The organism is Pseudomonas sp. ASL7 (assembly GCF_056680375.1).
Genome location: NZ_CM155279.1, coordinates 5,914,735 through 5,932,659, shown reverse-complemented (window position 1 = coordinate 5,932,659; position 17,925 = coordinate 5,914,735). Strand labels below are relative to the sequence as shown.

14 protein-coding genes are annotated in these 17,925 nt (G+C 61.0%); 8 read left to right on the top strand and 6 right to left on the bottom strand.

All coding sequences use genetic code 11. The features are described from left to right. Positions 1-34 precede the first annotated feature (34 nt). Genes cheB through AC1MDT_RS27330 form a run of 6 tightly spaced genes read right to left on the bottom strand, consistent with a single transcriptional unit; the run spans position 35 to position 7,430 of the window. Positions 35-1,045 (bottom strand): chemotaxis-specific protein-glutamate methyltransferase CheB, encoded by a 1,011-nt coding sequence (gene cheB / locus AC1MDT_RS27355; RefSeq protein ID WP_480419811.1) that lies wholly within the window; start codon positions 1,043-1,045, stop codon positions 35-37. Beyond that, a complete protein-coding gene (locus AC1MDT_RS27350; RefSeq protein ID WP_480419810.1) occupies positions 1,042-3,333 on the bottom strand; it encodes a response regulator in 2,292 nt (763 codons plus the stop codon). The genes cheB and AC1MDT_RS27350 overlap by 4 nt, the downstream gene beginning before the upstream one ends. Then, entirely contained in the window at positions 3,330-4,013 is a 684-nt protein-coding gene (locus AC1MDT_RS27345) for a chemotaxis protein CheW (RefSeq protein ID WP_480419809.1), read from the bottom strand. Before AC1MDT_RS27345 ends, AC1MDT_RS27350 begins: the two co-directional genes overlap by 4 nt. Further along, the gene (locus AC1MDT_RS27340) at positions 4,010-5,275 is read right to left on the bottom strand and encodes a CheR family methyltransferase (RefSeq protein ID WP_480419808.1); all 1,266 of its coding nucleotides are present in this window, start codon (positions 5,273-5,275) and stop codon (positions 4,010-4,012) included. The genes AC1MDT_RS27345 and AC1MDT_RS27340 overlap by 4 nt, the downstream gene beginning before the upstream one ends. Continuing rightward, positions 5,272-5,808, bottom strand: a complete 537-nt coding sequence (locus AC1MDT_RS27335) for a chemotaxis protein CheW (protein ID WP_480419807.1) — start codon at positions 5,806-5,808, stop codon at positions 5,272-5,274. Before AC1MDT_RS27335 ends, AC1MDT_RS27340 begins: the two co-directional genes overlap by 4 nt. Then, positions 5,808-7,430 (bottom strand): methyl-accepting chemotaxis protein, encoded by a 1,623-nt coding sequence (locus tag AC1MDT_RS27330; protein WP_480419806.1) that lies wholly within the window; start codon positions 7,428-7,430, stop codon positions 5,808-5,810. The genes AC1MDT_RS27335 and AC1MDT_RS27330 overlap by 1 nt, the downstream gene beginning before the upstream one ends. Positions 7,431-7,750: 320 nt before the next feature. Here AC1MDT_RS27330 and AC1MDT_RS27325 point away from each other — a divergent pair, with 320 nt between their 5' ends. The 8 genes from AC1MDT_RS27325 to AC1MDT_RS27290 all read left to right on the top strand — a co-directional run bounded on the left by AC1MDT_RS27325 (position 7,751) and on the right by AC1MDT_RS27290 (position 17,916). Next, complete coding sequence (locus tag AC1MDT_RS27325; RefSeq protein WP_480419805.1) at positions 7,751-8,665, top strand: LysR family transcriptional regulator; 915 nt, start codon at positions 7,751-7,753, stop codon at positions 8,663-8,665. Between the two features lie 132 nt (positions 8,666-8,797). Next, positions 8,798-10,255 (top strand): gamma-aminobutyraldehyde dehydrogenase, encoded by a 1,458-nt coding sequence (locus tag AC1MDT_RS27320; protein ID WP_480422872.1) that lies wholly within the window; start codon positions 8,798-8,800, stop codon positions 10,253-10,255. Positions 10,256-10,472: 217 nt separating this feature from the next. After that, positions 10,473-11,624 (top strand): putative ABC transporter substrate-binding protein YdcS, encoded by a 1,152-nt coding sequence (ydcS, locus tag AC1MDT_RS27315; RefSeq protein ID WP_480419804.1) that lies wholly within the window; start codon positions 10,473-10,475, stop codon positions 11,622-11,624. 197 nt (positions 11,625-11,821) lie between these two features. Next, the gene (locus AC1MDT_RS27310; RefSeq protein WP_480419803.1) at positions 11,822-12,859 is read left to right on the top strand and encodes an ABC transporter ATP-binding protein; all 1,038 of its coding nucleotides are present in this window, start codon (positions 11,822-11,824) and stop codon (positions 12,857-12,859) included. Between the two features lies 1 nt (position 12,860). Next, entirely contained in the window at positions 12,861-13,808 is a 948-nt protein-coding gene (locus AC1MDT_RS27305; RefSeq protein WP_480419802.1) for an ABC transporter permease, read from the top strand. Next, positions 13,798-14,607: an ABC transporter permease gene (locus AC1MDT_RS27300; RefSeq protein ID WP_480419801.1), complete on the top strand. Its 810-nt coding sequence runs from the start codon at positions 13,798-13,800 to the stop codon at positions 14,605-14,607. The genes AC1MDT_RS27305 and AC1MDT_RS27300 overlap by 11 nt, the downstream gene beginning before the upstream one ends. Before the next feature lie 174 nt (positions 14,608-14,781). Beyond that, entirely contained in the window at positions 14,782-16,206 is a 1,425-nt protein-coding gene (locus tag AC1MDT_RS27295; RefSeq protein WP_480419800.1) for a gamma-aminobutyraldehyde dehydrogenase, read from the top strand. A gap of 225 nt (positions 16,207-16,431) precedes the next feature. Then, positions 16,432-17,916 (top strand): APC family permease, encoded by a 1,485-nt coding sequence (locus tag AC1MDT_RS27290; protein ID WP_480419799.1) that lies wholly within the window; start codon positions 16,432-16,434, stop codon positions 17,914-17,916. The last annotated feature ends 9 nt before the right edge of the window (positions 17,917-17,925 follow it).

Here is a 17,925-nt window from a genome sequence, read left to right as displayed (position 1 = left end):
GTACTACTTGGGCCACTATTGCGGTGAAAAGTGTTCACTTGGGGAAAATCTCCAGCAATCGTGGCGCTATCTTGTCCAGTGGGCGAATTTCCACTGCCGCGTCAATGGCGGCTGCTGCCTTAGGCATACCATATACCGAACTGCTTTGTTGGTCCTGAGCGATGGTCAGGTAGCCCTGTTGGCGCATGAGTTTTAGCCCCTGGGCGCCATCGCGCCCCATGCCGGTGAGCAAAACACCCACGGCATCGCCGTTCCAGTAAGTGGCTACGCTTTCAAAAAACACATCGATCGAGGGACGATAGATCTCGTTGACCGGTTCGGCGGTGTAGGCCAGCGTTCCGTTTTTCAACAAGCGAATATGATGGTTGGTGCCAGCCAACAGCACGGTACCCGCCTGCGGCGGCTCACCGGCCTCGGCCAGACGCACGTTCAAGCCACTGGCGCTGCTCAGCCATTCGGCCATGCCCGCGGCGAATACTTGATCCACATGCTGGACCAGCACGATGGCCGCTGAAAAATCCCGTGGCAGCCCCTTGAGCAAGACCTCCAGCGCGGCCGGCCCGCCGGCGGATGAGCCGATGGCCACCAGGCGCTGACGCGAGCCCGAACTGCGCAACGGGCCGGGCGCCGGGCGCGGCTGACTGCCCTTCTCACCGATCAGCCAGCCGATGTTCATGATCTTGCGTAGCAACGGAGCCGCCGCTTCCTGCGCATTGCCCGCACCGAGCGCTGGCGTATCAACCACATCCAGCGCCCCATGGCCCATCGCCTCGAACACCCGGTGCACGTTTTGCTGACGATCGACGGTGACCACCACGATGGCGCACGGGGTCTCGGCCATGATCCGTCGCGTTGCCTCCACACCGTCCATCACCGGCATGATCAGGTCCATCAGGATCAGATCCGGGGTGTTTTCGGCACAGCGCTGTACGGCCTCTGCCCCATTGCTGGCGACCCAGATCACCTGATGCGCCGGTTCAAATGCCAAGGCACGGCGCAGGGCCTCTACCGCCATGGGCATGTCGTTGACGATTGCGATTTTCATGCCCGCGCTCCTCCTATGAGCTCAACCACTGCATCAAGCAGGGCGTCGTCGTGAAAACTGGCTTTGGCTAGATAATAGTCGGCGCCAGCGTCCAGTCCACGGCGACGATCTTCTTCACGATCCTTGTAGGACACCACCATAACCGGCAGGGATTGCAGTCGATTGTCCTGGCGCAATAAAGACACCAGTTCAATGCCATCCATGCGCGGCATATCGATGTCGGTGATCAACAGATCGAAATCCTCCGAACGCAGTGCGTTCCAGCCATCCATTCCGTCGACCGCCACGGCCACGTCGTAGCCACGATTGAGCAACAGCTTGCGCTGCAACTCGCGCACTGTCAGTGAGTCATCGACCACCAGAATCCGCTTGCGCGCGGCTTCGACCACCTGGTTGCCGTGACGCGCAATGCGCTCCAGCCGCCCGGTGTTGAGCAATTTATCCACCGAACGCAGCATGTCTTCGACGTCGACGATCAGCACCACCGAACCGTCGTCGAGCAAGGCGCCGGCAGAGATGTCCTGAACCTTGCCCAATCGCTCATCCAGCGGCAATACGACCAACGTCCGCTCGCCGATAAAACGCTCAACCGCCACGCCGTAAATCGCATCGCGCTCGCGGATCACCACGACTTTCAGGGTTTGCTGGCTGTCCTGGCTGGCCGGACGCTGCAATAGCTGACTGGCCGCGACCAGCCCGACATGTCGACCTTCGTACCAGAAATGCTGACGGCCCTCGACCTGAACGATGTCTTGCGGCGCCAGGTCGCACATACGTTCGATGTGGGCCAGCGGAAAGGCGTACGCCTCATCACCGACTTCCACTACCAGACTGCGCACTACCGACAGGGTCAGCGGTACTTCGAGATGGAAGCGACTGCCCCCGCCCGCCGTCTGCTCCAGCACTACCGCGCCGCGTAACTGCCTGACCATGTGCTGAACCGCATCCAGACCGACACCACGCCCGGAGACTTCGGTGACCTTGTCACGCAGGCTGAAGCCTGGCAGGAACAAGAACGTCAGCAATTCCTCCTCGCTCAACTGTGCGGCGGTGTCGGCCGGCGACAGTTGCCGTTCGATGATGCCACGGCGAACCTTTTCCAGATCCACACCGTTGCCGTCATCGCTCAATTCCAGCGCCAGCAAACCGGCCTGGTGAGAAACACGCAAGCGGATCAAGCCTTCAGCCGGTTTGCCGGCGAGTAGCCGCTGCTCCGGGGATTCGATTCCGTGGTCCACCGCATTGCGCAGCAAATGCGTCAGCGGTGCTTCAAGCTTTTCCAGGACATCGCGGTCAACCTGGGTCTTTTCGCCCTCGATCTCAAGCCGCACCTGTTTGCCGAGGCTGCGCCCCAAGTCGCGAACCATCCGCACTTGCCCGGTCAACACATCGGCAAACGGCCGCATACGACAAGCCAGTGCCGTGTCGTAGAGCACCTGCGCCCGTTGGCTGGCCTGCCAGGCAAACTCATCCAGCTCGGCGTTTTTTTCTGTCAGCAATTGCTGGGAGTCCGCCAATAGCCGGCGGGCATCCTCAAGGGCTTCTCGTGCCTCCAGGCTCAACGCCTGATCCTTGAGATGGACGTTGAGGTTTTCCAGGGCCCGCAGGCCGTTGTTCTGCAGACGCTTGAGGCGCTGCATGGTCGCCAGGTGCGGTTTGAGCCGGAGGGTTTCCACCAGGGATTTGCTCGACAGATCGAGCAGGCTGTTCAAGCGCTCAGCGGTGACCCGCAATACGCGCTCACCATTTTCGGTGGTACGCCGGGCCTTGTGCAGTGACTCGATCGATGCAGCGGCGGGTAATTCAACGACAGAGTCGGGCAGACCAACGCTGGCTTCTTCGAATTCAGGCTCGGCCATGAACGGGGCAATCGGCGTGCCGATCGGCGCGGCGGGTGCCTGCGGATCCAGTAACCGAGCCATCAGGGCTACATAGGTTTCGATATCCACTGGCGCGGGGGCGTTATTCGGCGTCGCGATGCGCATCAATAAATCGGTGCCCTGGAGCAAGGCATCAATGTGCTCGGGCCGCAGATAGAGACGCCCTTCCTGGGCACTGACCAGGCAATCTTCCATCACATGCGCGACGCTGACTCCGGCATCGACGCCGACGATCCGTGCCGCCCCCTTGAGCGAATGCGCCGCGCGCATGCACGATTCGAGATGATCGGCCTGGGTCGGATCGCGTTCAAGGGCCAGAAGTCCTGCGCTCAGCACTTGGGTCTGGGCCTCGGCTTCCAGGCTGAACAGTTCCAGCAACGAGGTGTCGCGCATTTGCTCGGGGGTCATGTGAGGCTCCGGGTCACAGCGGACAACAGCTGTTCTTCATCCAGCCAACGCAGGCTGCGACCTTTGAATTGCAATACGCCACGGGTGTATTTGGCACTGGCCTGAGTACCGGACTGAGACGCCGCCTGGAGAATGCGCTCGTCGATGGCGTGGATCCCGTCCACTTCGTCCACCGACACCACCACCGGCCCGCCGTGGGCCGCGATGATCAGCATCCGCGGCATGACTCGCGCGCCAGACGCCACGCTGCTCGCACCGTCGAGCCCGAGCAGTTCCACCAGCGACAAACAGGCCACCAAGGCCCCCCTCACATTGGCCACGCCGAGCAAGGCACGGGAACGCTGGTGCGGCAAGGAGTGAATCGCTTGCAGCGGCGCCACTTCCACCAGACTGCGCGTTGCCAGGCCCAGCCACTCTTCGCCGAGACGGAACATTAACAGTGAGCGGGTTTTAACGTCGGTCTCCACCCCCGTGGAAACCTCCCCGCGATCTTCCTGTTGCAACGCATAGCGATCGAGCAAGCGCGTCGCGGCGGCTGAATACACCGCACAATTGCGACAGTGAATATGCTCGCTCAGCAGTGGGCAGGACCTGTCGCCGTGGATACCGATGCGGTTCCAGCAGTCGTCGATCGCCTGGGCATTGTCATGGGTGACGCTAAAGCCGTCGGAGGCGATCATCGTTTACGCTCACTGTCAGCGACGCGCTCACTGCGGGCGGCGCGTTCCTGCAATCGTCTGGCGCCTGCCGTGTCGCCCTGGGATTGCAGCAACGCCGCCAGGTGCATCAACGCGTCGGGATGTTGCGGTTCGAGGTAAAGCGCCTTGCGATAAAACCCTTGGGCCTGCAGGGCATCGCCAGCGACATCGCTGAGCAATCCCAGCCAGTAAAATACTTGAGCCACCGGCTCATGACTGCGCAAATAGCTTTCGCAGGCGGTGCGGGCTTCGGCGCTTTTGCCTTGGTCGGCGAGGGTCGCGATGTTGGCCAGCAAAAGAGTGGTGTCTGCTGCTTTCGAGGTGACGACTGGCGGCGCGAGGGTTGCAAACGGGCGCTTGCGCACGGGCGACGACGGCACGCTGCGGACCGGTGGGCGCATGGGCAGCGGCGTTGGAACGAACGTCGCAACAGGCTCAGGCTCTGGCGCACTTTGACGACTGAAGGCAAAGGACTGCGCGATGCCAATCGAGCGCATGCCCAAGCGCCCCAGCAAACTGCCCTCGGCCGGGCCGATAAACAGCACGCCGTCGACGTGGGTCAGACGCTTGAGCACTTCGAAAACCTGCTGCTGGGTCGGCTGATCGAAGTAGATCAGCAAGTTGCGGCAGAACACAAAGTCATAGGCCGGCTCGCTGGCGAGCAAGGCCGGATCGAGCAGATTGCCGACCTGCAATCGCACTTGTTCAAGCACTCTCGCGCTGAGGCGATAGCCGTCGTCTTCAGCACTGAAATGACGGTCGCGAAAGGCAATGTCCTGACCGCGAAACGAATTTTTGCCGTATAGCGCGCGCTTGGCTTTTTCCACCGACAGCGGGCTGACGTCCATGCCTTCGACTTTGAACTGATGCGGCTTGAAACCCGCATCGAGCAACGCCATGGCAATGGAGTACGGTTCTTCCCCGGTGGAACACGGCAGGCTGAGAATCCGCAGCGCGCGCATGTTGTTGATCTCGGTCAGCCGCTTGGCTGCCAGCTTCGCCAGGGCAGCAAAGGATTCCGGGTAACGGAAAAACCAGGTTTCGGGAACGATCACTGCTTCAATCAGCGCCTGCTGTTCATCCTCAGAGCTTTGCAAGGTGCACCAGTAATCATCAGCCGTCAGTGCCTGTGACGCCGTGCTGCGCTGGCGTACGGCGCGCTCGATGATGGCCGGGCCGACAGAGGTTACGTCGAGGCCGATGCGTGCCTTGAGGAAATCGAAAAATCGCTGATCGGTGTTCATGAGCGCCCCTCAAACTGCGCGACGTCCAGAGGGGGGGACGGAAACAGCACGCCGCGAACCCGATCATCGAGCAAATCGGCGACGCGCACCCATTGCAACAATCCCTGAGCGTCTTCGCGCACCGGCCCGAGGTACGGCGCCTGGCGATTGTCCAGGCCATAGGGCTGAAAGTCCGCCGGGTTGCAGCGCAAGGTGTCAGTGGCCTGTTCCAGGATCAGCCCGAGCAATCGAGCCTCGGTGCTCTCATCCGGGCGGTAATTGACCAGCACCAAACGCGTGCTGGTGCGAGCCTGGGCCGGCTCGCCAAACGTCAATGCACTGAGGTCGATCACCGGGACGACCGCGCCCCGATAGGCGAACACCCCCGCGACCCAGTCCGGCGCGCAGGCGATCGGCTTCAAAGGCAGACGCGGCAGCACTTCCGCCACTTCGATAGCCTGCAAGGCAAAGCGCTCGTTGCCGATGCGAAACACCAGAAACAACGCGTGCAACGCCGGCTTCACGGCGGTGCGTTTGGCCGTGAGTTCGCTCATCAGACTTTGAATCGCGAGACGCCGCTACGCAGCCCCACGGCGACCTGACTCAATTCGTCGATGGCGAAACTGGCCTGGCGCAGGGACTCGACGGTCTGGCTACTGGCATCGCCCAATTGCACCAGCGCATGGTTGATCTGTTCGGCACCGGTGGCCTGGGCCTGCATGCCTTCGTTGACCATCAACACCCGCGGCGCCAGCGCCTGCACCTGATGGATGATCTGCGACAGCTGCTCACCGACCTGCTGCACTTCGGACATGCCGCGGCGAACCTCTTCGGAGAACTTGTCCATGCCCATCACCCCGGCCGACACCGCCGACTGGATCTCACGCACCATCTGCTCGATGTCATACGTGGCGACGGCAGTCTGATCCGCCAGACGCCGTACTTCGGTGGCGACCACGGCAAACCCGCGACCGTATTCACCAGCCTTTTCGGCTTCAATGGCGGCGTTGAGGGACAGCAGGTTGGTCTGGTCGGCGACCTTGACGATGGTCACCACCACCTGGTTGATGTTGCCGGCCTTCTCGTTGAGGATCGCCAGTTTGGCATTGACCAGATCGGCCGCGCCCATCACCGAGTGCATGGTCTCCTCCATGCGTGCCAGGCCTTGCTGCCCGGAGCCGGCCAGCACTGACGCCTGATCGGCGGCGGTAGAGACTTCGGTCATGGTGCGCACCAGGTCTCGCGAGGTGGCGGCGATTTCACGGGACGTCGCACCGATTTCGGTGGTGGTGGCCGCCGTTTCAGTGGCAGTGGCTTGTTGTTGCTTGGAAGTGGCGGCGATCTCGGTGACCGACGTGGTGACTTGCACCGAGGAGCGCTGGGCCTGGGACACCAGGGACGTCAGCTCGGTCATCATGTCGTTAAAGCCGGTTTCGACAGCACCGAACTCGTCCTTGCGCTCCAGGTTCAGGCGACTGCTAAGGTCGCCGGTGCGCATGATTTCGAGGATCTGCACGATGCGATTCATCGGTGCCATGATTGCGCGCATCAACAGCAAACCGCAGAGGCCGGCGGCCAATACCGCGACCAGCAGCGAAATGCCCATGCTGATTTTCGCAGTGACCACGGCGTGGTCGATGGCCACTATGTCCTGGTCCGCTACCACTTTGTTTTCGTGAATGATGTCATTGAGCTTCATGCGACCGGCGGTCCAGGCTGGAGTCAGCTGATCGTTGAATTGCTTGATGGCCTCCGCTGTCTGATTGCTCTTGTGCAAATCGAGCACGGTCGTCAGTGCCTTGTTGTAGTCCGTGTGGAGCTTTTCAAAAACAGCCCACTCAACCTTGTCTTCTTCCGTGGTGATGGTTCCGCGATAGTTGTTCATCTCCTCTTGCAGCTTCGCTTCGAAGTTTTTGTAATCTTCAGCATCCCCAGCGCTGAGGCCCTGCCCTTGCCTCAAGCCCAGGAGCTCCTGGGTCTGGAGAAAACTTTCGGACCAGGCGCCACGAATCATCGAGCTGTAATACACCCCGGGAAGCGCGTCATCACGGACGCTTGCTTCACTGGTTTCGATCTGCAACAGGCGGGAATACGAGACGACGACCATCAGCAACATGATGGCGATAATTACCGCAAAGCTCGCCAAGATGCGTTGGCGCAACGTCCAGTTCTTCACAGTCAGTCCTCGGGGGCCGTTTCAAATGCTGCGGAGTATAGCCCTGAAGACGCCTTCGCGAGCAGGCTCGCTCCCACAGTTGAGCGCATTCCCCCTGTGGGAGCGAGCCTGCTCGCGAAGGCGGTTTAACGATGATCGTCAACGAAAACGCTGGCAGCCTGACACCGCGGCGCCCCCGGATTTTCACGAGCGGCTTCGAGCCAGTGTACTTCCAGATGTTTCCTGGCTATTGCGCCCGGCGAAGGCTTCTGGCCGAGCCATCGATTAAAAAGATATACACTCAGGCAAATCGATAAAAACCGCCCACCGGGTACTTCCCCATGATGACCTTGCGTCAGATTCGTCACTTCATCGCCGTGGCCGAGACCGGCTCGATCTCCGCGGCCGCGCAAACCGCGTTCATTTCCCAGTCCACCCTGACCCTGGCGATCCAGCAACTGGAGCAGGAAATCGGTGTGGGCCTGTTCAACCGCCATGCCAAGGGGATGACGCTGACCCACCAGGGCCACCAATTCCTGCGCCAGGCCCACCTGATTCTGGCCACCGTGGACAACGCCAAGCGCAGCCTCCAACAAAGCACTGACCAAGTGGCCGGCCAGTTGATTATCGGCGTGACCAGCCTGGTGGCCGGTTATTACCTGGCGGATTTACTCACCCGTTTTCAACGTGCCTACCCCAACGTCGAAATCCGCGTGATGGAGGACGAACGGCCATACATCGAACATCTGCTGGTCAGCGGCGAGATCGATGTCGGCGTGTTGATCCTGTCCAACCTTGAGGACCGCCACGCCCTGCAGACTGAAGTCTTGACGCACTCGCCCCATCGTCTGTGGCTGCCGGCCCAGCATCCCTTGCTGGAACACGACAGCATCAACCTCGCCGATGTGGCCCGCGAGCCACTGATTGAGCTGAATGTCGACGAAATGGACCGCAACGCTCACCGCCTGTGGAGCCGCGCAGGCCTGCAACCGCGCATCACCCTGAAAACCGCCTCGACCGAGGCCGTGCGAAGCCTCGTCGCGGCGGGCTTGGGTGTGTCGATCCAGCCAGACATGACCTACCGCCCCTGGTCGCTGGAAGGCGACATCATCGAAGCACGCCCCATCGCCGACCTCAGCCAGACCCTCGACGTCGGCCTGGCCTGGCGTCGCGGCACCGCGCGGCCTGCTCTGGTGGACCCGTTCCTGACCGTCGCCCGCGAGCAACCCCACGGCGGACGCAAGCCATCTATTTAATCGAATGCCACCTTCAGTATTTAGTATTTGTCGACCTCGGGCCTGCGCACTAGTCTTGCTCCATCAATATAAGACGGCCGGGCCCCAGTCACAGGGAGCAGCATGGCCACACAAGAAAAGAGAACCCGAAAAATGGCTGGCGCGCAGACCCCGTTGTTCACCGCTCTATTGATCGATGGTGAATTAGTCGCCGGCCAAGGCGTTGTCGAGCCAATCCTCAATCCGGCCACCGGTGAAGTGCTGACGCAGATTGCCGAGGCCAGCACCGAGCAAGTCGAAGCGGCGATCCTCGCGGCCCACAAGGCGTTCGCCGGGTGGTCACGCACCACGCCGCAGCAACGCTCGAACCTGTTGCTGGACATCGCTAACGCCATCGAAAAAAACGCCGACCTCCTCGCCCGCCTCGAATCGCTGAACTGCGGCAAGCCGTTACACCTGGCCCGTCAGGACGACTTGAGCGCCACCGTCGATGTGTTTCGCTTCTTCGCCGGCGCCGTGCGCTGCCAGACCGGCCAGCTCAGCGGCGAATACCTGCCGGGCTACACCAGCATGGTCCGCCGCGATCCGATTGGCGTGGTGGCGTCGATTGCGCCGTGGAACTACCCGATCATGATGGCCGCGTGGAAAATCGCCCCCGCCCTGGCCGCAGGCAACACGCTGGTGTTCAAACCGTCCGAACACACGCCCTTGTCGATTCTGGCCCTGGCGCCAGCGCTGGCGGAAATACTGCCGCGTGGTGTGATCAACATCATTTGTGGCGGCGGTGAAAGCGTTGGCAGCCATTTGGTCAGTCACCCTAAAGTGCGCATGGTGTCGTTGACCGGCGATATCGTCACCGGACAAAAAATCCTCCAGGCCGCCGCGAAAACCCTCAAGCGCACGCACCTCGAACTCGGCGGCAAGGCCCCGGTGATTGTCTGTAATGACGCCGACATTCAAGCCGTTGTCGAAGGCGTGCGCACTTACGGCTATTACAACGCCGGCCAGGATTGCACCGCCGCGTGCCGCATTTATGCACAAGCCGGGATTCATGACCGTTTGGTGGCCGAACTCGGCGCGGCCGTCAGCAGCCTGCGCTTCGCCGGTAAACGCGATGCCGACAATGAGATCGGCCCGCTGATCAGCACCCGCCAGCGCGACCGCGTGGCCAGTTTTGTCGAACGCGCCCTCGGCCAGCCACACATCGAGCGCGTGACTGGCGCAGCAGTGCACTCCGGTGCCGGTTTCTATTACCAGCCGACCTTGCTGGCCGGGTGCAAACAGAGCGATGAAATCGTCCAGCGCGAAGTGTTTGGACCGGTGGTCACCGTGACCCGTTTCGATGCGCTCGAACAGGCGGTGGACTGGGCCAACGACTCGGAATACGGCCTCGCCTCCTCGGTCTGGACCCAGAACCTGGACAAGGCGATGCAAGTCGCGGCGCGTTTGCAGTACGGCTGCACCTGGATCAACAGCCACTTCATGCTGGTCAGCGAAATGCCCCACGGCGGCCTGAAACGTTCGGGCTACGGCAAAGACCTGTCCAGTGACTCGCTTCAGGACTACAGCGTGGTGCGGCACATCATGGCACGCCACGGAGAGCATCTCTGACTACGCTAACAACAAGCCGTTAACGGCCAATGCCTGTCAGTTAAGCGAAAGCTGCTCCTATGTAGGAGCGAGCTTGCTCGCGATGAACTTAAGAGCGGCGCGTTAATTCAGGAAACGCTCGTTATCGTTCACGACCATCGCGAGCAAGCTCGCTCCTACAGCATGCTTCACCACGTTCATAACTGCCCCGACCATAATTAAAGTAGAGGGAAATCCCATGTTCGCGCACAAGACCGCACTGCTCAGTGCAATCACCACGGCGCTGCTGGCCAGCGCCAGTATCCAGGCCGCCGAGCCGCTGAAAGCTGTCGGCGCCGGTGAAGGACAGCTGGATATCGTCGCCTGGCCCGGCTACATCGAACGTGGCGAAAGCGACAAGGCCTACGACTGGGTGACCGGTTTCGAGAAGGAAACCGGCTGCAAGGTCAATGTGAAAACCGCCGCGACCTCCGACGAAATGGTCAGCCTGATGGCCAAGGGCGGTTATGACCTGGTCACCGCGTCGGGCGATGCGTCCTTGCGTTTGATCGGCGGCAAGCGCGTTCAGCCGATCAACACGGCGTTGATTCCGAACTGGAAAGGCCTAGACCCGCGTCTGAAAGATGCGCCGTGGTACGTGGTCAACAAGCAAACTTACGGCACCCCGTATCAGTGGGGACCGAACGTGCTGATGTACAACACCAACGTGTTTAAAACCGCGCCGACCAGCTGGGGCGTGGTGTTCGACGCGCAAAACCTGCCGGACGGCAAGCCGAACAAAGGCCGCGTCCAGGCCTACGATGGTCCGATCTACATTGCCGACGCGGCGCTGTACTTGAAAACCACCAAGCCGGAACTGGGTATCCAGAGCCCGTATGAACTGACGGAAGCCCAGTACAAAGCCGTGCTCGATCTGTTGCGCGCCCAGCAGCCGTTGATCCACCGCTACTGGCACGACACCACCGTGCAGATGAGTGACTTCAAGAACGAAGGCGTGGTCGCGTCCAGCTCCTGGCCGTATCAGGTCAACGGCCTGATGAACGAGAAGCAGCCGATCGCGTCGACCATCCCCAAAGAAGGCGCCACCGGCTGGGCCGACACCACCATGTTGCATGCCGAAGCCAAACACCCGAACTGCGCTTACAAGTGGATGGACTGGTCGCTGCAACCGAAGGTCCAGGGCGACGTAGCGGCGTGGTTCGGCTCACTGCCAGCGGTGCCCGCAGCGTGCAAGGAGAGCGAGTTGCTCGGCGCCGAGGGCTGCAAAACCAACGGCTTCGATCAGTTCGAGAAGATCGCCTTCTGGAAAACCCCGCAAGCTGAAGGCGGCAAGTTCGTGCCGTACAGCCGCTGGACCCAGGACTACATCGCGATTATGGGCGGCCGTTAAGCCCTCCGTAGCAGCTGCCGAGGCACGAGGCTGCATTGCATGTCTGCAGGACCGCCCCAGGGGCTGCTTCGCAGCCCAACGCAGCCTCGTACCTCGGCAGCTGCTACACGCTTGCTCCCTCAAGTTCACCGCAAAACCTGCGGGAGCGAGCCTGCTCGCGATGCTTTTAAAGTTTCAGATTCTCGGAGTTCCGCACCATGACGCTTGCAGTCCAGTTCACCAACGTTTCCCGTCTGTTCGGCGAAGTGAAAGCCGTAGACCGGGTTTCCATCGATATCCAGGACGGCGAGTTTTTCTCCATGCTGGGCCCTTCCGGCTCGGGCAAAACCACTTGTTTGCGCCTGATCGCCGGTTTCGAACAACCGAGCGCAGGCTCCATCCGGATTCATGGCCAAGAGGCCGCCGGCCTGCCGCCCTATCAGCGTGACGTCAACACGGTCTTCCAGGATTACGCACTGTTCCCGCACATGAACGTACTCGACAACGTCGCCTACGGTTTGAAAGTCAAAGGCGTCGGCAAGGCCGAACGCCAGAAGCGTGCCGAAGAAGCCCTCGACATGGTCGCCCTCGGTGGCTACGGCGAGCGCAAGCCCGTGCAATTGTCCGGCGGCCAGCGCCAGCGTGTGGCCCTGGCTCGAGCCTTGGTCAATCGCCCTCGCGTGTTGCTGCTCGACGAACCCCTCGGGGCGCTGGACTTGAAGCTGCGCGAGCAAATGCAGAGCGAGCTGAAAAAGCTGCAACGCCAACTCGGCATCACCTTCATCTTCGTCACCCACGACCAGACTGAAGCCTTGTCGATGTCCGACCGCGTGGCCGTATTCAATAAGGGTCGCATCGAGCAGGTCGACACGCCGCGCAACCTCTATATGAAGCCAGTGACCACCTTCGTCGCTGAATTCGTCGGCACCTCGAACGTGATTCGCGGTGATCTGGCGAAGCAGTTGAGCGGCAATCCACAGCCATTTTCGATTCGTCCGGAGCACGTGCGTTTCGCCGAAGGCCCGTTGGCCAGCCACGAGATCGAAGTCAGCGGCTTGCTGCATGACATTCAATACCAGGGCAGCGCCACCCGCTATGAAATGAAGCTGGAAAACGGCCAGACCCTGAACATCAGCCAGGCCAACGTGCAGTGGCTGGACGTCAGTGCCCAGCACCAGACCGGGCAACGCATCAGCGCACGCTGGGCGCGGGAAGCGATGATCCTGCTGCACGACACCGTTGTTGGCGGGGTGTGAAATGAACACCTTGGCCATCTCTCAACACCCATCCGGCGGCTCGCCGTTGCGCAGGTTCTCCAACCTGCTGTATCGCCGACCGAATTTTTACCTGTCGCTGCTGCTGCTGCCGCCGCTGCTATGGTTCGGCGCGATCTATCTCGGTTCGCTGCTGGTTTTACTGTGGCAAGGTTTCTACACCTTCGATGACTTCACCATGGCGGTCACCCCCGACCTGACCCTGGCGAACTTCGCGGCACTGTTTCAGCCATCGAATTTCGACATCATCCTGCGCACGCTGAGCATGGCGATTGTCGTGTCGATCGCCAGCGCCATCGTCGCGTTCCCGATTGCCTACTACATGGCGCGTTACACCACCGGCAAAACCAAAGCGTTTTTCTACATCGCGGTGATGATGCCGATGTGGGCCAGCTACATCGTCAAGGCTTACGCCTGGACGTTGCTGCTGGCCAAGGGAGGCGTCGCACAGTGGTTCGTTCAACACCTGGGGCTAGAGCCGGTTTTGCAGTTCGTGCTGGGTATTTCGGGGCTGGGCGGCAGCACGTTGTCGACCTCGCACCTGGGGCGGTTCATGGTGTTCGTCTACATCTGGCTGCCCTTCATGATCCTGCCGATCCAGGCGTCGCTGGAACGCTTGCCACCCTCCTTGCTGCAAGCCTCGGCCGACCTTGGCGCCAAGCCGCGCCAGACCTTCACGCAGGTGATTCTGCCACTGTCCATTCCGGGCATAGCCGCCGGCTCGATCTTCACCTTTTCGCTGACCCTGGGCGACTTCATCGTGCCGCAACTGGTGGGTCCGCCGGGCTACTTCGTCGGCAGCATGGTTTATGCGCAGCAAGGCGCGATCGGCAACATGCCGATGGCCGCCGCGTTCACGCTGGTGCCGATTGTGTTGATCGCCGTCTACCTGACCATCGTTAAACGACTGGGGGCCTTCGATGCACTCTGAGAAAGCTTCTTTAGGCTTAAAAATCGCAGCCTGGGGCGGGTTGGTGTTTCTGCACTTCCCGATCCTGATCATCTTCATGTACGCCTTCAACACCGAAGACGCGGCCTTCAGCTTTCCACCCAAGGGCTTCACCCTGCACTGGTTCAGCGTGGCGTTTTCGCGCCCCGACGTGCTGGAAGCGATCAAGCTGTCGGCGCAGATCGCCGCCATTGCGACGTTGATCGCCATGGTGCTTGGCACCCTCGCGTCGGCGGCGTTATACCGGCGGGATTTCTTCGGCAAACAAGGCATTTCGCTGATGTTGATCCTGCCGATTGCCTTGCCAGGGATCATCACGGGTATCGCGCTGCTGGCGACCTTCAAGACCTTGGGTATCGAACCGGGGATGTTCACCATCATCGTCGGCCACGCGACCTTCTGCGTCGTGATTGTCTACAACAACGTCATCGCCCGATTGCGCCGCACCTCGCACAGCTTGATCGAAGCCTCGATGGACCTCGGCGCCGACGGTTGGCAGACCTTCCGCTACATCGTCCTGCCGAACCTTGGCTCGGCGTTGCTGGCCGGCGGCATGCTCGCGTTTGCCCTGTCGTTCGACGAAATCATCGTCACCACTTTCACCGCCGGCCATGAACGCACTCTGCCGCTGTGGCTGCTCAACCAGCTCAGCCGCCCACGGGATGTGCCGGTGACCAACGTCGTCGCGATGCTCGTGATGATGGTGACCATGCTGCCGATTCTCGGCGCCTATTACCTGACCCGTGGCGGCGAAAGCGTCGCGGGCAGTGGCGGGAAATAACTGACAACCCTTTCTCACTGTGGAAACGGGCTTTCTGTGGGAGCGAGCTTGCTCGCGATGACGGACTGACATTCAACAGAGATGTCGACAGAAAGACCGCTATCGCGAGCAAGCTCGCTCCCACAGGGGCCCCGGTTTCGACAGAAAAATAAAAGCGGCAATGAGGACAACGTCATGCAAACCAAACTTTTGATCAACGGCCAACTGCTCGACGGCGAAGGCCCCGCCCAACCCGTGTTCAACCCGGCCCTCGGTCGGGTGCTGGTGGAAATCAACGAAGCCAGCGAAGCCCAGGTCGATGCCGCCGTGCGCGCCGCCGATGCCGCCTTCGACAGCTGGTCGCACACCCCGCCGAAAGAGCGTTCGTTGCTGCTGCTCAAACTGGCCGACGCCATCGAAGCCCACGGCGAGGAACTGGCCAAACTGGAATCGGACAACTGCGGCAAGCCTTACAGCGCCGCGCTGAACGACGAAATCCCGGCGATTGCCGACGTGTTCCGCTTCTTCGCCGGCGCCAGCCGTTGCATGAGCGGTTCGGCGGGCGGTGAATACCTGCCGGGCCATACCTCGATGATCCGCCGCGATCCAGTGGGCGTGATCGCCTCCATCGCGCCGTGGAACTACCCATTGATGATGGTCGCCTGGAAAATCGCCCCGGCCCTCGCCGCCGGTAATACCGTGGTGCTCAAGCCGTCGGAACAAACCCCGCTGACCGCCCTGCGTCTGGCTGAGCTGGCGTCGGAGATTTTCCCGGCCGGCGTGCTCAACCTGGTATTTGGCCGGGGCCCTACAGTGGGCAGCCCGCTGGTCACGCACCCGAAAGTGCGCATGGTGTCGTTGACCGGTTCGATCGCCACGGGCGCGAACATCATTTCCAGCACCGCCGACAGCGTCAAACGCATGCACATGGAACTGGGCGGCAAAGCCCCGGTGATCATCTTCGACGACGCCGACATCGATGCGGCCGTGGAAGGCATCCGCACCTTCGGCTTCTACAACGCTGGCCAGGATTGCACCGCCGCCTGCCGCATCTATGCGCAGGAAGGCATCTACGACCGGTTCGTCGAGAAGCTTGGCGCCGCCGTCAGCAGCATCAAGTACGGCTTGCAGGATGATCCGTCGACCGAACTCGGTCCGCTGATCACCGCGCAACATCGCGACCGCGTGGCCGGGTTTGTCGAGCGGGCCGTGGCGCAGCCGCACATCCGGTTGATCACCGGGGGCAAGGCGGTGGACGGCAATGGCTTCTTCTTCGAACCGACGGTGTTGGCCGATGCGCAACAGGACGACGAGATCGTGCGTCGCGAAGTGTTCGGGCCGGTGGTGTCGGTGACCAAATTCACCGATGAAGCGCAGGTGCTGGGCTGGGCCAACGATTCGGACTATGGCCTGGCGTCGTCGGTCTGGACCTCGGACGTCGGTCGCGCGCATCGCTTGTCGGCACGCTTGCAGTACGGCTGCACCTGGGTGAATACGCACTTCATGCTGGTCAGCGAAATGCCCCATGGCGGTCAGAAACTGTCCGGGTATGGCAAGGACATGTCGATGTACGGGCTGGAGGACTACACCGTTGTGCGGCATGTGATGTTCAAGCATTAAAAACATCGCGAGCAGGCTCGCTCCCACATGGATTGCGATGAACCTGTGGGAGCGAGCCTGTTCGCGAAGGCGTCACCTCGGTTTCAAGGTCGAAACCGGCATTACGTACCACCAGGTTTCAACGCAGACAAACAAAACAATAACCACCGATCCGGGCAGCGCCGTCATGGCCCTGCCACGGTTTCGGACATCCGAAATCTGCCGATTTTCCGGAGCTTACACACCATGAGTGCACTACCCGAACTCTCTGCATCCGCTGCCGACAGCGATACCGAGCAACTACGTAAACTGGGTTACACCTCGAACTTCAATCGCAGCATGAGCCTGTGGGAAAACTTCGCCCTGGGCTTCACTTACCTCTCTCCGGTCGTAGGGGTTTATACCCTGTTCGGCTTGTGCCTGGCCGCTGGCGGGCCACCGATGTTCTGGGCTTATTTGCTGGTCGGATGCGGCCAGTTGCTGGTGTGCCTGATCTTCGGTGAAGTGGTCTCGCAGTTCCCCATTTCCGGCGGCGTTTACCCGTGGGCTCGTCGCTTGGTGGGCAAACGCTGGGCGTGGATGGTCGGCTGGATCTACTCCATCGCCCTGTGCGTGACCATCGCTGCAGTTGCCGTGGGTGCCGGTCCGTACCTGGCGGCCATGATGGGCTTCGAACCGAGCAACAACACCAACATCGTCATCGCCTTGTTCCTGACGCTGTTCGCTACGCTGGTCAACCTCAGCGGCACCAAAGTGCTGGCGCGCATTGCCATGTTCGGCTTCCTGTGCGAACTGGTTGGCGCGGTGGTCGTCGGCGTTTACCTGCTGGTCTTCGAGCGTCATCAATCGATCAGCGTGTTGTTCAACACCTTCGATATCCGTGTCGATGGCTCTTATTTGCCGGCATTCCTGACCGCATCGCTGGCGGGGATGTTCCTGTACTACGGCTTCGAGGCCTGCGGCGATGTGGCCGAAGAAACCCCGAACCCGAGCAAGCAGATCCCGGTGGCCATGCGCATGACCATCTACATCGGCGGCATCGCAGCAATGTTCGCCTGCCTGGCGCTGATCCTCGCCGTGCCGGACATGCAAGCCGTGATCAACGGTACCGACAAGGACCCGGTCACCACCATCCTCAACAACGCCTTCGGCCCGGTCGGTTCGAAAGTGGTGATGGGCGTGGTGATGATTTCCTTCATCTCCTGCGTCATCAGCCTGCAAGCAGCGGCGAGTCGTCTGCTGTACTCCTACGCTCGGGATGAAATGATCATTGGCAGCTCACTGCTGAAGAAAATCTCCTCTGTCACTCAGGTTCCGGTGGCGGCGCTGTTCGTGTCCGGCGTCCTGCCAGCACTGATCATCGTGCTGGGCTTCTTCCTGCAAGATGCGGTGGCAACCATCGTCAGCTTCGCGGCCATCGGTATCTACCTGGCGTTCCAGATGATCGTGCTCGGAGCACTCTATGCGCGTATGAAAGGCTGGAAACCAAGTGGCAAGTTCACACTCGGCGCATGGGGCTGGGCCGTGAACATCGGTGCACTGGTTTATGGCGTAAGCGCGATTATCAACATGGCCTGGCCGCGCACCCCGGATGCGGCGTGGTACATCAACTACGCCATGGTGCTGAGCACGGCGATCGTGATTGGTCTTGGCTTGCTCTATATGTGGCTCGGCAAACCGTATGACCACGGCACCGCGCCTGCGGGGGATGCCTGGAAAGTCAGCAGGTAACGGCATCGC

Excerpts from the sequence above, each read along its gene's own strand:
- AC1MDT_RS27340 (WP_480419808.1), bottom strand. The coding sequence starts at position 5,275 with ATGAACACCGATCAGCGATTTTTCGATTTCCTCAAGGCACGCATCGGC.
- AC1MDT_RS27320 (WP_480422872.1), top strand. The coding sequence starts at position 8,798 with ATGGCTGGCGCGCAGACCCCGTTGTTCACCGCTCTATTGATCGATGGT.
- AC1MDT_RS27345 (WP_480419809.1), bottom strand. The coding sequence starts at position 4,013 with ATGATCGCCTCCGACGGCTTTAGCGTCACCCATGACAATGCCCAGGCG.
- AC1MDT_RS27305 (WP_480419802.1), top strand. The coding sequence starts at position 12,861 with ATGAACACCTTGGCCATCTCTCAACACCCATCCGGCGGCTCGCCGTTG.
- ydcS (WP_480419804.1), top strand. The coding sequence starts at position 10,473 with ATGTTCGCGCACAAGACCGCACTGCTCAGTGCAATCACCACGGCGCTG.
- AC1MDT_RS27350 (WP_480419810.1), bottom strand. The coding sequence starts at position 3,333 with ATGACCCCCGAGCAAATGCGCGACACCTCGTTGCTGGAACTGTTCAGC.
- AC1MDT_RS27310 (WP_480419803.1), top strand. The coding sequence starts at position 11,822 with ATGACGCTTGCAGTCCAGTTCACCAACGTTTCCCGTCTGTTCGGCGAA.
- AC1MDT_RS27325 (WP_480419805.1), top strand. The coding sequence starts at position 7,751 with ATGATGACCTTGCGTCAGATTCGTCACTTCATCGCCGTGGCCGAGACC.
- AC1MDT_RS27290 (WP_480419799.1), top strand. The coding sequence starts at position 16,432 with ATGAGTGCACTACCCGAACTCTCTGCATCCGCTGCCGACAGCGATACC.
- AC1MDT_RS27335 (WP_480419807.1), bottom strand. The coding sequence starts at position 5,808 with ATGAGCGAACTCACGGCCAAACGCACCGCCGTGAAGCCGGCGTTGCAC.
- cheB (WP_480419811.1), bottom strand. The coding sequence starts at position 1,045 with ATGAAAATCGCAATCGTCAACGACATGCCCATGGCGGTAGAGGCCCTG.
- AC1MDT_RS27300 (WP_480419801.1), top strand. The coding sequence starts at position 13,798 with ATGCACTCTGAGAAAGCTTCTTTAGGCTTAAAAATCGCAGCCTGGGGC.
- AC1MDT_RS27295 (WP_480419800.1), top strand. The coding sequence starts at position 14,782 with ATGCAAACCAAACTTTTGATCAACGGCCAACTGCTCGACGGCGAAGGC.